The sequence below is a fragment of the Yersinia nurmii genome, assembly GCF_001112925.1.
GTDB classification, from domain to species: Bacteria; Pseudomonadota; Gammaproteobacteria; order Enterobacterales; family Enterobacteriaceae; genus Yersinia; species Yersinia nurmii.
Genome location: NZ_CPYD01000002.1, coordinates 370,826 through 384,774 on the forward strand (window position 1 = coordinate 370,826; position 13,949 = coordinate 384,774).

Sequence of the window (13,949 nt, forward strand, 5' to 3'; positions counted from 1 at the left end):
TTTACGACTTGGCCGGCATATCACTGGCATGTTTTTGTACGTATTGTGTCAGTACGCGTAGCTGTTCCTGTGTCAGGGAAGTACGCGGTGCCATGCCTTTAATCACCCCAATCCATTGGTTGGCATTGAAACGATCCAGTGCGGTCAAACCGTGGCAACCGGTGCAGTTGGCGGACATCATATCGGCGGCGTAGCGCCAGATTTTCTGTTGATCGTCAACCAGTTGTTTCTTCGGTAACCAGACTTGTAGCGCCACCTGATGCCAGATTAGACCGGTTTCAGCATCGGTTTGAGAGGACGTAGTTTTCAGCGCTTTCTGCGCCTCTTCGCCCAGTAATACGCTGAGGATGCGTTTACCTTGCGCAGCGTAGAAGACTTCCGCCACACCATCTTGCTGCCAGCCCTCCACGTCGACTAGTACCTGATCGCCTTCCTGTTTCACTACCTTAACTTCGGTAGATGGCATCAGATTACCGGCGTTATGGCTGTCATCTGCCTGCATAAAGAAAGGTTCGGTGGCAATGGTATATAACGTGGTTGCGTCAGCTGGCGTTTGTGCTGCGGCGGTGGCTAGCTCGGCAGCCCCAGCTTGAGTCAGCTCGCTCATATCCGGAAGGATGTGGGCCACGCCTTTGTGGCAATCAATACAGGTTTCCCCGTTTTTGATCGCGACCGGATGCTGAACGCGGGCTTCAGCACTTTGTGCGGTGATGTCCATAGCGTCATAGCTATGGCAGGAACGGCAGGTGGCGGAATCGTTCTCTTTGAGGGTTTTCCACACCGATTGCGCCATCGCCAGCTTATGCGCTTCGTATTTCTCTGGCGTGCTGATGGTTCCGACCATTTCGCCGTAGATATCTTTCACCGCCCGGACTTTAGTCCACAAGTAGTCCAATGGCTCATGGGGAACGTGGCAATCAGCACATTCGGCGCGGATGCCTTTTGGGTTCTGGAAGTGGATGCTGCCCTGATACTCGGCCAAAGGCTGTTGCATGGTATGACAGGAAACGCAGAAGGTAGTATCACTGGTTTTATGGAAAACGGTGGCAGTGCCAGCCAGAAGCGCAGCGCCAAGAATGATGCCGATCAGTAATAGCCATAGCCATCCCCACCGACGTCGCTTACCGAGTTCAGTCTGTTTTTTGCTCATATTACACCCATGTTATGTGTCTAATTGTTTTGGTAACGCTAGATTGTCGAACGTTGGGCAAGACAAAATCCGTTGCCCATAAAAATAGTGCGTCTATTGTAAAGGGATTTTTTGCTGAAAACTAACCAGATAGAGGTATTTGCAAGATTAGATCAAATTTGCTGAGTATAAATACAGGAAACGCACAATTTTCTACCAAGCATAGATAATAAATACTTGAAATACTTGGTTATGTAGTTGTTTATATAGCGCTGTTTTTTAGTTGGATGGGGTATAAAAACGACGATTTAGCCAGAGATGAATGGCATTTTTGCTTGCCTCAAAGTGTGGTTCGGGCAGGTCATCGGGGGAGCACCAAATCCATTGGCTGCATTTCTCCGGCTCTTTATTTTCCACCTCGCCGCCGGGATGATCGGCCAGTAAACATACCGAAACCGTATGTTTACCTTCTGCCTGCCAGGTGGCGATATTATTAGTCAGAGCAATAACTTGCGGGTGCTGAATCAGCAGGCCGGTTTCTTCAGCCACTTCCCGCTGCGCACACTGTTCAAAGGATTCTCCAGACTCTACATGCCCGCCGGGAATTGACCAGTAAGGCGCATGCTGACCGCAGCGTTTTCCCAGTAATACCAAACCTTGAGGGTTCACTATGATGACGCCAACGCCTACTACCACAGCCATATTTTTTCTCCATCAGCAAATCGTCAGCAAAGTATGCCATTTTGCCTTAAACCACTACCAGTGAAAGCGTCTCCAAGGGTAAAATGTGCGTGACCTCAAAAATCTGCTATGGCAATTCGAAGAAAACTTGCATAAACCCTAATGTAGAAACACACTATTGAAACGTTTCAGCGTTATCTGCTTCACTGGGTGATAAAGGGTAACGCTCCTTTTTCTCATAAAAGCTGAAACGATTCAATTTCAGTAAGAGAGGAGACTTATGTTCCAGTTGTCACTGAAGGATATCCATTTGGCCGCCAACGCGGCCGATAAAAACGAAGCTATCAAGCAGGTTGCCGCAGCGCTGACCGACGCCGGTTGTGTCGATGCCGCCTATGTTGATGGCATGCTACAGCGTGAGCTGCAAACTTCGACCTATTTGGGTAACGGTATCGCCATTCCTCACGGCACCACCGATACCCGCGATCTGGTGCGCAACACTGGCGTACAGGTATTTCAGTTTCCGCAGGGTATCGCTTGGGGCGAAGATCAAACCGCTTATATCGTAATAGGTATCGCGGCGCGCTCCGATGAGCATCTGGCGTTGCTGCGCCAGTTGACTCACGTACTGAGCGACGATGCGGTAGCGGCTCAACTGGCGAAAACAACCTCGCCGGATGAATTGCGCAGTTTGCTGATGGGCGAGAAAAAAGCGGCTGAATTCCTTTTCGATACTTCATTAATCGCCCTGGACATAGCGGCAGATAACCTGATGACCCTTCAGGCGCTGAACGCCGGCCGTTTACAGCAAATTGGTGCAGTTGATGCCAGTTTCGTTAGCGATGTGATTACTCGTTCCCCGCTGAATCTGGGGCAGGGAATCTGGCTGAGCGACAGTAGCGAAGGCAATCTGGTCAGTGCGGCAACCCTCAGCCGTCCGGCGGTGCCTTTTGAGCACAACGGTGAAGAAGTGGCGCTGTTGTTGACACTGTCCGTAGCCGACCAACAGCCGCTGAGCGTGCTGAATTATTTAAGTGATTTGCTGTTGGCGAAAAAAGCTGACGCTCTGCTGAACGCCGATGCCGCCACCGTGCTGGCATTGCTAACCAGCGAATATGTAGAACAGAGTCAGGTGTTAAGCGCGGAGTTTGTCATCCGCAACGAACATGGGCTGCATGCACGCCCAGGGACAATGTTAGTGAATACAATCAAACAGTTTACCAGTGAAATTACCGTTACCAATCTGGACGGCACAGGCAAACCAGCAAATGGACGTAGTCTGATGAAAGTTGTGGCTCTGGGTGTGAAAAAAGGGAATCGTCTGCGCTTTACCGCCAGCGGTGAAGATGCGCAGGCTGCGCTGGATGCCATTGGTGCCGCGATCTCTGCCGGTCTTGGGGAGGGCGCAGCATGAGCAGAAGAGTTGCGACTATCACCCTAAACCCAGCCTATGACCTGGTCGGTTTTTGCCCGGAAATTGAACGTGGCGAAGTGAATCTGGTGAAAACTGCCGGTCTGCACGCCGCCGGTAAAGGTATCAACGTTGCCAAGGTACTGAAAGATTTAGGTATTGACGTTACCGTGGGCGGTTTCCTCGGTAAAGACAATCAGGATGGATTCCAGCATTTATTCAGCAATTTAGGTATCGCTAACCGTTTTCAGGTCGTGCCGGGGCGTACCCGTATTAATGTAAAACTGACCGAAAAAGACGGCGAAGTGACAGATTTCAACTTCTCCGGTTTCGACGTTAGCAAGCAGGATTGGGATCGTTTTGTGGTGGATTCCCTGAGCTGGCTAGGTCAGTTCGATATGGTTGCCGTTAGCGGTAGCCTGCCAGCAGGCGTTAATCCGGATGATTTTACCGATTGGATGTCGCGCCTGCGCAGCCAGTGTCCGTGCATTATTTTTGATAGCAGCCGCGAAGCGCTGGTGGCCGGTTTGAAAGCGTCGCCGTGGTTGGTGAAACCTAACCGCCGCGAGTTGGAAATCTGGGCCGGTCGTCCGTTGCCCACTTTATCTGACGTCGTCGAAGCCGCACATGCCTTGCGCGATCAGGGGATTGCTCACGTGGTGATTTCTCTGGGTGCGGAAGGAGCGCTGTGGGTGAACGCTTCCGGAGCCTGGTTGGCCAAGCCGCCAGCCTGTGAAGTGGTTAGCACTGTGGGTGCCGGTGACTCTATGGTGGGCGGTTTGATTTATGGACTGCTGATGCGCGAATCCAGTGAACATACGCTGAGATTGGCAACGGCAGTTGCTGCTTTGGCTGTCAGCCAGAGCAACGTTGGCGTTACCGATCGTCCGCAGTTGGCCGCAATGATGGCTCGTGTGGATCTGAAACCTTTTAATTGATATTCGGAGGCGAAATGAAAACGCTACTGATACTAGACAGCGCGCATGGGCAGGCCAGCGGCCATCTGGCGACGTTAATGCTGGGCGCTGCGTCCAGCAAAGCCGGTCTGACATGGGTTGATAAAGCGGAAGACGCAGAGCTGGTGATTGTTACCGGTTCGGCAATACCGGCCGACAGCGCATTAAACGGCAAAAAAGTGTATCTCGGCGATCTGGCTAAAGCGGTTCGCGATCCGGATGCTTTTCTGGCTGATGCCATGGCAAAAGCGCAACCTTATCAGGCCTGCGTGGAAGCTCCTGCGGCAGCATCGGCCAAAGGGCCAAAACGTATTGTGGCGGTAACTGCCTGTCCAACCGGCGTGGCGCACACTTTTATGGCTGCTGAAGCTATTGAAAGTGAAGCCAAAAAACGCGGCTGGTGGGTGAAGGTCGAAACCCGTGGCTCTGTGGGCGCGGGCAATGCGATTACGCCGGAAGAAGTGGCGGCGGCGGATTTAGTGATCGTGGCAGCCGATATTGAAGTGGATCTGGATAAATTTGCCGGTAAACCGATGTATCGCACTTCTACCGGTCTGGCGTTGAAGAAAACCGTGCAGGAATTGGATAAAGCCTTGGTTGAGGCTGAAGTGTATCAGCCGAAATCTGCCGGTGGTGCCAATACCGGCGTGAAAAAATCTGAAGGCGGTGGTGCTTATCGCCACCTGTTGACCGGTGTTTCTTATATGCTGCCGATGGTGGTTGCCGGTGGTTTGTGTATCGCGCTGTCCTTCGTATTCGGTATTAAAGCCTTTGAAGAAAAAGGTACCTTGGCTGCGGCACTGATGCAAATCGGTGGCGGTTCAGCTTTTGCCTTGATGGTGCCGGTATTGGCCGGTTTTATTGCCTTCTCCATCGCTGACCGCCCAGGCTTAACGCCGGGTCTGATCGGTGGGATGCTGGCCGTCAGCACCGGTGCCGGTTTCCTCGGTGGGATTATCGCCGGTTTCCTTGCCGGTTATGTGGCTAAAGCCATCAGTACCAAGTTGCGTTTGCCGCAAAGTATGGAAGCGCTTAAGCCGATACTGATTATCCCGCTGGTGGCCAGCCTGATAGTGGGTTTGGTGATGATTTATGTGGTCGGTACGCCGGTGGCAAAAATCATGAGTGGCCTGACTGACTGGCTGCAATCCATGGGGACTGCCAATGCGGTGCTGCTGGGAGCCATTCTGGGTGCCATGATGTGTACCGATATGGGGGGGCCGGTGAACAAAGCCGCTTACGCCTTTGGTGTGGCACTGCTGAGTTCGTCAGTTTATGCGCCAATGGCTGCCATCATGGCGGCGGGAATGGTGCCACCACTGGCAATGGGTTTGGCAACGCTGCTGGCACGCCATAAGTTCGACAAAGGCGAGCAGGAAGGGGGCAAAGCGGCGCTGGTACTGGGCCTGTGCTTTATCTCTGAAGGTGCGATTCCCTTTGCAGCTCGCGACCCAATGCGTGTCTTGCCGTGCTGTATCGCTGGTGGCGCGCTGACCGGTGCACTCTCGATGGCATTCGGCGCACAACTGATGGCACCTCACGGTGGTCTGTTCGTGCTGCTGATCCCAGGGGCAATTCATCCGGTACTGCTGTATCTGGTGGCGATCATCGCCGGTACCGTTTTGGCCGGTGGCTTGTACGCGATGCTGAAACGTCCTGATGCGGCATCGGTGAAAGTGGCTTAGTGCATTATTAGCAACACTTAAATACTATTAATGTTAGTTATCGATACCAGTCAGTTAACCCTGACTGGTATTTTTATATTAGGATTGTAAAACCTTATATTTCAAATGATTAAATCGCACCTGACCTTTTTTATTAACTGGCTGTATGTATTATTAATAGAATAATAAATCTGGTTTTGTTTAGTCTTCGCTAACGTTTAATCTGAATGATCTCTGCCCAATTCATTATGTCTCATCACTTATTTTGCCACCCTACGAGGTTTTTTTAATAAGGAGGTTGGGGTGAATGGCCCTCGTGCGTTAGATAAACGTCAGAATTAGCTGATTATTAATAATGCATTACACGTTTTATCAAAAAATGAAGTGTTATTACTGAAGCCTTTGTATTACCGCACCGGTGAAGTGATTTCCGGCAATACTCTGCTCATTACCTGCTGGCCGAATCGCGCGGTTTCACCGGTATCTTTGCCGGTTGTCATCAAACATACGTGTTCGGTGGGACGATTTTTCATCGCTATGGATTACCTTAGGGCCGCAAATCAGTGACACAGCCGCGCCGGTGGAGGTGCTGGGGATGGGGGTGTTGCTACCAACGATGATAAGCGGCTGAAAACGGATTTTCGTGGTTACAGTACCATTGTGTTAGGTCTTTCCCCTTATGAGGAAAATGATATCTCGCGGGATACCACCGAGTTACCGCTGGATGCCGAGGTGGCAAAAACCGATGTCAGGGGTTGCCGACGGAAGGGGCCATTGTTCGCGCCCGCTTTAGCTCGCCAATTGGCGCACACGTTGATGATTATCAGCCGTACCAACGGTGAAACCGTCCTCTTTGGTGACATGGCTAGTTTGGTCAATCAACCGGAGAAGGCGGCAATCGTTGATGAGGGAGGCGAAATCTATTTGAGTCAATGATCGAATAGTGGGCAGATATTGGAGCAATGAGGTAAGGATTTCCGCCGGCAGTGTTGGGAGGGGGATTGGCTCTTAACGGCGAAAAAAGGCGCTGCTGGGCTGTATAGAGTAACGAGCTGTATATGCTAAGTGGAGTTTGCCACTAAAGTATGCCCGTCGGGGTTAAACCCGCGGGCATACTTTAGATAACGGTGATGACTAGATTGCTTCCTGCGATTTCAACCAGGCGATTTCTTCCGGCCAGATATCCGGATTAACGGTTTCCAGAATCAAAGGAATATTGTCAAAACGCGGATCGCGCATAATGTAGCTGAAGACGGTTTTCCCGATGTTACCTTCGCCCAGACTGTGGTGGCGGTCGACCCGACTGTTAAATTCGCTTTTGGCATCATTCAAATGCATTCCACGTAAATATTCGAAACCGACGATCTCACCCAGTGCGGCAAAAGTATTCTGGCAGTCTTCTTCTGTGCGCAAATCATAGCCAGCGGCAAAGGCGTGGCAGGTATCAATACATACGCCGACGCGGCTTTTATCTTCTACACCGTCGATAATGGCGGCCAGATGTTCAAATTTGAATCCCAGATTACTGCCCTGGCCCGCGGTGTTCTCAATGACGGCGGTTACGCCCTGAGTTGCATCCAGCGCGATATTGATCGATTCGGCAATGCGCGCCAGACAGCGGCCTTCATCGATTTGCATTAAATGGCTACCGGGGTGGAAGTTCAGCAAGGTCAGCCCCAGTTGCTGACAGCGCGTCAGTTCGTCGATGAAGGCTTCGCGGGATTTCTCCAGCGCTTCCGTGACCGGATGGCCAAGGTTAATTAGGTAACTGTCGTGAGGCAGAATATGGGCGGGGCTGTAGTTAAATTTCTCACAGGCTCGTTTGAATTTTTCAATCACATCTTCGGGAAGCGGAGCTGCACGCCATTGGCGCTGATTTTTAGTAAACAAGGCAAATGCGGTAGCCCCGATTTCGTTCGCCCGAATGACGGCTTGATCTACGCCGCCCGCCGCGCTGACATGTGCACCGACAAATTTCATTCAATTCTCCTTTAATCTTCCACTCATTATGACATTGATAACGACTTGATTGAATGGTTGAAGGCAGATTGCGGAGAAGGGAATAAAAAACCCTCTGCCGAAGACCGGCAGAGGGTAGGATGTGGCTTGAGTAGGGAAATCAGCCGAGCCAATGTTGAACCAACAGATTAATGCCGCCGCCGCCGATAATCAGCCAGACAAACAGCATGAGCGCCAGTAATAATGGTTTCATCCCAGCCTGACGAATCGAGCCGATATGCGTGGTCAACCCCAGCGCGGCCATTGCCATTGCCAGCAAAATGGTGTCCAGCGTTATCAAATGGTTAACGACGGTTTCCGGCAGTAAATGCAACGAATTGAAACCGGCCATGGCGATAAAAATCACCGCAAACCACGGAATGGTAATGGCGTTTTTTTGATTCTGCGAACGGGACCCCTGCGGGTGACTGCGGCTGAGATAGGCTGACAGCACGAGTAGGAAAGGAGCCAGCATCATAACGCGAATCATTTTGGTGATGACGGCGGCATTTTCCGCATCTGGGCCGATAGCATGGCCAGCCGCGACGACTTGAGCCACTTCATGAATAGTCGAACCGGCAAAAATCCCAAAGGTTTCCTGATTGAGCGGTAGCCATTGGTAGTGCAGATTTAGCTGATAAAACCACGGATAAATGAAAATGCACAGAGTACCGAAGATCACCACGGTTGCGACCGCCACCGCCACTTTACTGGCATCGGCTTTTAGCACCGGTTCGGTTGCCATGACCGCCGCAGCGCCGCAAATACTGCTACCGGCACCAATCAGCATCACGGTTTGCTGATCTAGCCCGAAGACTTTACGACCCAGCCAACAAGCCAGCAGGAAGGTGGAGCTTAATGTCATCAGATCGATAAGCATGCCGGTTGCCCCTACGTCAGCAACTTGCTGGAAGGTCAGACGAAAGCCATACAAAATGATACCCAAACGTAAAAGTTGTTGTTTTGCCAACAGCACGCCGGGTGAACAAGAAGGTTGTAGCCAGGGATACAGGGTATTGCCCACTAAAATACCGAACAATATGGCTAACGTAAGCGCCCCTAATCCCAGATTGATAAACCATGGCATATCGCCCACGTAAATCGCTGCGGCGGTCAGTGCTCCGGTTAATACTAATCCGGGAACAAAGCGCATCAGTGACGCGGGCTGTTGCCGTTGTAGAGTCTGAATCTGGTGAGTTGCCATCGTTATCTCCTACATCCTGTAAACACAGCGTGATATTACAGGATGCAAGAAAATTAGATAAATTGATTATATGGTTATAACTTATTTGTATAAGTGGTAAGACGCACGTTTTTCAACCGGAAAATGGATAGGGCTAAACGGGCTAGCGCAGTTTGAGCGCTTTCGTTGATTAATTATCCCATTTATAGTGTTTCAACGGCGGCTCGGGAGTGATCCGTATGCCTTTGGTCGAATTTTATCGGTTCAGACTTTTCCTGAATAAATAATCTCAGGAAATAGTGGCGACCTACTAACGCCTTACTGTTTATGCGTGAAAATAAATTCGCTGGTATACTGAGCATTGTAATCAGAGGCTTAACGTTTGAATGAAAAACACCAAAAAATATGAAAAATCACTGCTGGCAATTATGTTGTTCACGGCAGTGTTATATCTTCTTGCCCCTCCCGCGCTGATTGCCTATTTTTTCGGGCTCTATAATCTGAATCCTTTTTCAATTGGCAACCTGCCGTATTTCAATCCGTTTAGTACCGGTCGTGGATTGCCGTTGCACCAAATCTACTGGTATCTACTGCTAGCTTGGCTGTTTCTGAATGGTCTGATAGTTTTGGTTATCAACTTAATTTATCTGGTATTTTTTCGTTCAAATGATGATGAATAACCACTGTATTGGTATTTTTCAGTATTTTATTCGGCAATACCCGGCGCTTTTCTATAAAAGTGTTACCCTTAATACGATAATTCAGCGGTAATACGACTCTAACTCGTAGCCACGCATCTTTATAACCTTGTAAATTATATGGTTATGCTAAAACGCGGCGTTCAAAGCCAGCGTATTGAGGGCAGGGCTGCCAATTCAATTACAGAGACTGTTATGCATATCACCTTGCGTCAGCTTGAAGTATTTACTGAGGTATTGAAAAGTGGTTCTACGACCCAGGCTTCGGTGGTTTTGGCATTGTCACAATCTGCCGTTAGCGCTGCGTTAGCTGATTTAGAAGGCCAATTAGGCGTGCAATTGTTCGATAGGGTGGGGAAACGCCTGGTGATAAACGAGCATGGACGCCTGCTCTATCCTAAGGCGGTAGCCTTATTAGAGCAGACCAGTGAGATAGAAGAACTCTTCCGACAGGATGTTGGGTCACTCCGTATCGCGGCCAGTAGCACCATTGGCAATTACATGCTGCCCGCCATGTTGGCGCGCTATCGCCATGATTTTCCAGCGACCCCGTTAGAACTGAATATTGGCAATAGCCTAGATGTCATTACCGGCGTGGCTGATTTCCGGAGCGACCTCGGACTGATCGAAGGGCCGTGCCATATGCCTGAATTGGTCACTCAAACTTGGCTCAGTGACGAGCTGGTGGTGTTTGCTTCTCCAGATAACCCATTGTGCCATAAGCCGATTACGTTGGAGCAATTGGCTGATGCCGTCTGGATTTTGCGTGAGCGAGGTTCGGGAACACGTGAGGTGTTGGATCATTTGTTACTGACCCATTTGCCACACTTCACCTTACTGATGGAATTGGGCAACTCGGAGGCGATAAAACACGCGGTGCGCTATGGCATGGGCATTAGCTGTCTTTCCCGACGAGTCATCGCCGAGCAGCTAGCTAACGGCAGTTTGGTGGAGATAAAACTGCCGCTACCGCCGTTGGTGCGGACGTTATATCTGGTTCATCATCGGCAAAAGCATTTGTCCAACGCGCTGCAACGCTTCCTGAGTTACTGTACTGAAGTAGCGTAATGCGGATTTCGGGTCATGGAGATTCAGGCGGTTCCCCGTGATTGTGTTGATATTTTAGACAAAACCACCGTTTTCATTAGGATTTCACTAATAATCTGATGGCGATCATGAAGGTATCTTATATCAGCGCATTCAGACTACCCACGCTGGCGGGATTTGTTACAATTCCGCCTCGTTTTTTTCAGGGCAGATTAGGTAAGAATGGCTCAGACAGATAATAAAATCCCCGTGCAGCATGGCGCGCAGAGATTACGCCGCGAGCTGAAATCGCGGCATTTAGCCATGATCGCTATCGGTGGCTCTATTGGTACCGGCCTGTTTGTCGCCTCGGGCGCTACGGTTTCGCAGGCAGGGCCAGGCGGAGCATTGCTCTCGTACGCACTGATCGGCTTGATGGTGTATTTCCTGATGACCAGCCTGGGCGAATTAGCTGCCTTTATGCCGGTTTCAGGCTCATTTTCCACCTACGGTTCCAAGTATGTAGAAGAAGGTTTCGGCTTCGCGCTGGGCTGGAACTATTGGTACAACTGGGCGGTCACTATCGCTGTGGACTTGGTCGCGGCGCAACTAGTCATGAACTATTGGTTCCCGGAAACTCCCGGATGGATCTGGAGCGCACTGTTCCTAGGGCTAATGTTCCTGCTGAACTACATTTCCGTTAAAGGTTTTGGCGAAGCGGAATATTGGTTCTCACTGATTAAAGTCACTACGGTTATCGTGTTTATCATCATCGGCGTACTGATGATTGTGGGCATCATGAAAGGGGGTGAAAGCGCGGGTTGGCACAACTGGACGATTGGTGATGCGCCGTTTGCCGGTGGCTTCTCTGCGATGATTGGTGTGGCGATGATTGTCGGTTTCTCTTTCCAAGGCACCGAATTGATCGGTATTGCTGCGGGTGAATCGAAAGATCCGGGTAAAAATATCCCGAGAGCCATTCGCAAAGTGTTCTGGCGTATTCTGCTGTTCTATATTCTGGCGATTCTGATTATCAGCCTGATTATTCCTTATACTGACCCGAGCCTGTTGCGCAACGACGTCAAAGATATCAGCGTCAGTCCGTTCACCTTGGTATTCCAAAATGCCGGCCTGCTATCTGCTGCGGCGGTGATGAATGCGGTTATCCTGACGGCGGTATTGTCTGCGGGTAACTCGGGTATGTACGCTTCGACCCGTATGCTGTTCACGTTGGCCTCGGAAGGTAAAGCGCCGCGTATCTTCGCCAAGCTGTCCAAAGGCGGCGTGCCGCGTAACGCACTGTATGCCACCACTGTGGTCGCGGGTCTGTGCTTCCTAAGCTCAATGTTTGGTAACCAAACGGTTTATCTGTGGTTGCTGAATACTTCAGGTATGACCGGCTTTATCGCTTGGTTGGGGATTGCTATCAGTCATTACCGTTTCCGTCGCGGTTATATGAAGCAGGGGCGTGATCTTAACGATTTGCCATACCAGTCCGGGTTCTTCCCGCTGGGGCCTATTTTCGCCTTCGTGCTGTGCCTGATCATTACTTTGGGCCAGAACTATCAGGCGTTCCTGCAAGATCGCATCGACTGGTACGGCGTGACCGCAACCTATATCGGCATTCCACTGTTCTTGGTTATCTGGTTTGGCTACAAGCTGACGCGTGGAACCAAAGTAGTGCAATACGATGAAATGGAATTCCCGAAATGGAAAGATGAGCATTAAGGTTAATTGTTTGCTTCGCTGAAAGCGTTCGGCAATATAAATTAATGTAATAGAAGGGCGATTATTCAATCGCCCTTTTTTAATGGGAATAATTCTCACCTTATTGTTTTTATGGAATCTAAGGCAAAAAAATTCGTGAAGATTGGTCGGATTTGTTTATTTAAACTAACGGAAATGAAACCGGTAGGTTAATTATATTTTATAAAAGAGGTATTTACAAAAGATTACATTCAATAACCTTTAGTAATCTTATTGATAAGTATTATCGTTTGTTTTATTGTTAGCGCCATCTTATAAAGACGACCAAGGATATCTGCGTGAAATCTGTATCACGGAAAATGGCTAAAGGTATAAGTATCAGTCTTTTGATGGGCAGCACATTAATGGCGGGTTTTAGCGCCTGGGCTGAAAATATCACTGATATGGCAGGGCGTTCGGTAGAAATACCGGCCAAAGTCGACCGCATTTTATTGGGTGAAGGACGCTTATTCTACGCGGTCTCTCTGCTGGAAGGCAAAAAGCCCTTCGACCGAATTGTCGGCTGGCAGGGTGATTTCCGTAAACTGGATACCCAAACCTACGCTGTTTATAAAGCCAAATTCCCGCAGGTTGATAATATTCCGTTGATAGGCAATACCACAGCCGACAGTATCAGCCCGGAAAAAGTCCTGACGTTGAATCCCGATATCGCTATTTTTGGTTTATCTGGTCACGGTCCGGGTAAAAACAGTGAGTTGGTCAACCAGTTAGAGAAAGCCGGTGTGCCGGTGGTTTTCGTTGATTTCCGCACTTCTCCGCTGAAAAATACCCTGCCAAGTATGCGTGTGTTGGGTAAAGTGTTGCACCGCGAACAGCAAGCCAATGATTACATCAAATTCTACGAAGATAATGTCCGTAAAGTGACTGACATTACCAACAAAGTTCCCGCCGATAAAAAACCAAGCGTGTTCATCGAGCTGCGTGCTGGTGCGATGGAAGAGTGCTGTGGCACTGCCGGTAAAGGTAACATGGGTGACTTTATCGATCAGGCCGGTGGTAATAATATCGCTAAAAACCTGCTGCCGGGAGCGCTGGGTACGGTAAATCTGGAGAAAGTGCTTTCGGCTAATCCTGATATCTATATTGCCAGTGGCGGTAAAGCGCCGGACAATAATGCACCGGGTGTATCTTTAGGGGCGCAAGTAACCAAAGAGCAGGCTCAGGCAAGTCTGCAAAAGATTCTGGATCGTAAAGGCATCAATACCCTAAGTGCGGTAAAAGAGGGGCGTAGCTACGGTATTTGGCACAATTTTTACAACTCTCCTTATAACGTTTTAGCGATTCAGAGCTTTGCTAAATGGTTCTATCCGGAACAATTTGCTGACCTCGATCCAAATAAAACCATGGATAGCCTGTATTCTCAGTTCCTGGCCATTGAGCCAACCGGGACATATTGGGTTGATTCAAAGAAATAGTCTGTAACAGGTAACTGAAAC

At 49.7% G+C, this 13,949-nt stretch carries 13 protein-coding genes; 8 read left to right on the forward strand and 5 right to left on the reverse strand.

Features of this window, described 5'->3' with window-relative positions; translation table 11 throughout:
* Position 1: 1 nt before the first annotated feature.
* Together AD970_RS04395 and AD970_RS04400 are read right to left on the reverse strand one after the other, a co-directional pair.
* Positions 2 to 1,150, reverse strand: coding sequence for a NapC/NirT family cytochrome c (locus AD970_RS04395; RefSeq protein WP_049597110.1), 1,149 nt, complete (start codon positions 1,148 to 1,150; stop codon positions 2 to 4).
* Between the two features lie 258 nt (positions 1,151 to 1,408).
* A complete protein-coding gene (locus AD970_RS04400; protein WP_049597111.1) occupies positions 1,409 to 1,831 on the reverse strand; it encodes a nucleotide triphosphate diphosphatase NUDT15 in 423 nt (140 codons plus the stop codon).
* A 259-nt stretch (positions 1,832 to 2,090) separates the two neighbouring features.
* Here AD970_RS04400 and fruB point away from each other — a divergent pair, with 259 nt between their 5' ends.
* Genes fruB through fruA form a run of 3 tightly spaced genes read left to right on the forward strand, consistent with a single transcriptional unit; the run spans position 2,091 to position 5,862 of the window.
* Positions 2,091 to 3,224 carry a fused PTS fructose transporter subunit IIA/HPr protein gene (fruB, locus tag AD970_RS04405; RefSeq protein WP_049597112.1) on the forward strand — a complete coding sequence of 378 codons (1,134 nt, stop codon included), beginning with the start codon at positions 2,091 to 2,093 and terminating at the stop codon, positions 3,222 to 3,224.
* Positions 3,221 to 4,159, forward strand: coding sequence for a 1-phosphofructokinase (fruK, locus tag AD970_RS04410; protein WP_049597113.1), 939 nt, complete (start codon positions 3,221 to 3,223; stop codon positions 4,157 to 4,159). The genes fruB and fruK overlap by 4 nt, the downstream gene beginning before the upstream one ends.
* Positions 4,160 to 4,173: 14 nt before the next feature.
* A complete protein-coding gene (fruA, locus tag AD970_RS04415; protein WP_049597114.1) occupies positions 4,174 to 5,862 on the forward strand; it encodes a PTS fructose transporter subunit IIBC in 1,689 nt (562 codons plus the stop codon).
* A 386-nt stretch (positions 5,863 to 6,248) separates the two neighbouring features.
* On the opposite strand, the gene AD970_RS20505 is transcribed toward fruA, so the two are convergent.
* Positions 6,249 to 6,374, reverse strand: coding sequence for a hypothetical protein (locus tag AD970_RS20505; protein ID WP_268872134.1), 126 nt, complete (start codon positions 6,372 to 6,374; stop codon positions 6,249 to 6,251).
* Positions 6,375 to 6,498: 124 nt separating this feature from the next.
* Between AD970_RS20505 and AD970_RS20425 the strand changes: the two genes are divergently transcribed.
* Complete coding sequence (locus tag AD970_RS20425) at positions 6,499 to 6,777, forward strand: hypothetical protein (protein WP_328286828.1); 279 nt, start codon at positions 6,499 to 6,501, stop codon at positions 6,775 to 6,777.
* 198 nt (positions 6,778 to 6,975) lie between these two features.
* Here AD970_RS20425 and nfo read toward each other — a convergent pair whose 3' ends face one another.
* Both nfo and AD970_RS04430 read right to left on the reverse strand, forming a co-directional pair.
* Positions 6,976 to 7,821 carry a deoxyribonuclease IV gene (gene nfo / locus AD970_RS04425; RefSeq protein WP_049597115.1) on the reverse strand — a complete coding sequence of 282 codons (846 nt, stop codon included), beginning with the start codon at positions 7,819 to 7,821 and terminating at the stop codon, positions 6,976 to 6,978.
* A 139-nt stretch (positions 7,822 to 7,960) separates the two neighbouring features.
* Positions 7,961 to 9,043 (reverse strand): YeiH family protein, encoded by a 1,083-nt coding sequence (locus tag AD970_RS04430; protein ID WP_049597116.1) that lies wholly within the window; start codon positions 9,041 to 9,043, stop codon positions 7,961 to 7,963.
* 365 nt (positions 9,044 to 9,408) lie between these two features.
* On the opposite strand from AD970_RS04430, the gene AD970_RS04435 reads away from it, so the two are divergent.
* The 4 genes from AD970_RS04435 to AD970_RS04450 all read left to right on the forward strand — a co-directional run bounded on the left by AD970_RS04435 (position 9,409) and on the right by AD970_RS04450 (position 13,928).
* Positions 9,409 to 9,702 (forward strand): hypothetical protein, encoded by a 294-nt coding sequence (locus AD970_RS04435; RefSeq protein WP_049597117.1) that lies wholly within the window; start codon positions 9,409 to 9,411, stop codon positions 9,700 to 9,702.
* Between the two features lie 213 nt (positions 9,703 to 9,915).
* Complete coding sequence (yieE, locus tag AD970_RS04440; RefSeq protein ID WP_049597186.1) at positions 9,916 to 10,788, forward strand: DNA-binding transcriptional regulator YeiE; 873 nt, start codon at positions 9,916 to 9,918, stop codon at positions 10,786 to 10,788.
* A gap of 201 nt (positions 10,789 to 10,989) precedes the next feature.
* Positions 10,990 to 12,474, forward strand: a complete 1,485-nt coding sequence (locus tag AD970_RS04445) for an amino acid permease (RefSeq protein WP_049597118.1) — start codon at positions 10,990 to 10,992, stop codon at positions 12,472 to 12,474.
* 317 nt (positions 12,475 to 12,791) lie between these two features.
* On the forward strand, positions 12,792 to 13,928 hold the full coding sequence (locus tag AD970_RS04450; RefSeq protein WP_049597119.1) for an ABC transporter substrate-binding protein: 1,137 nt from the start codon (positions 12,792 to 12,794) through the stop codon (positions 13,926 to 13,928).
* Positions 13,929 to 13,949 lie beyond the last annotated feature (21 nt).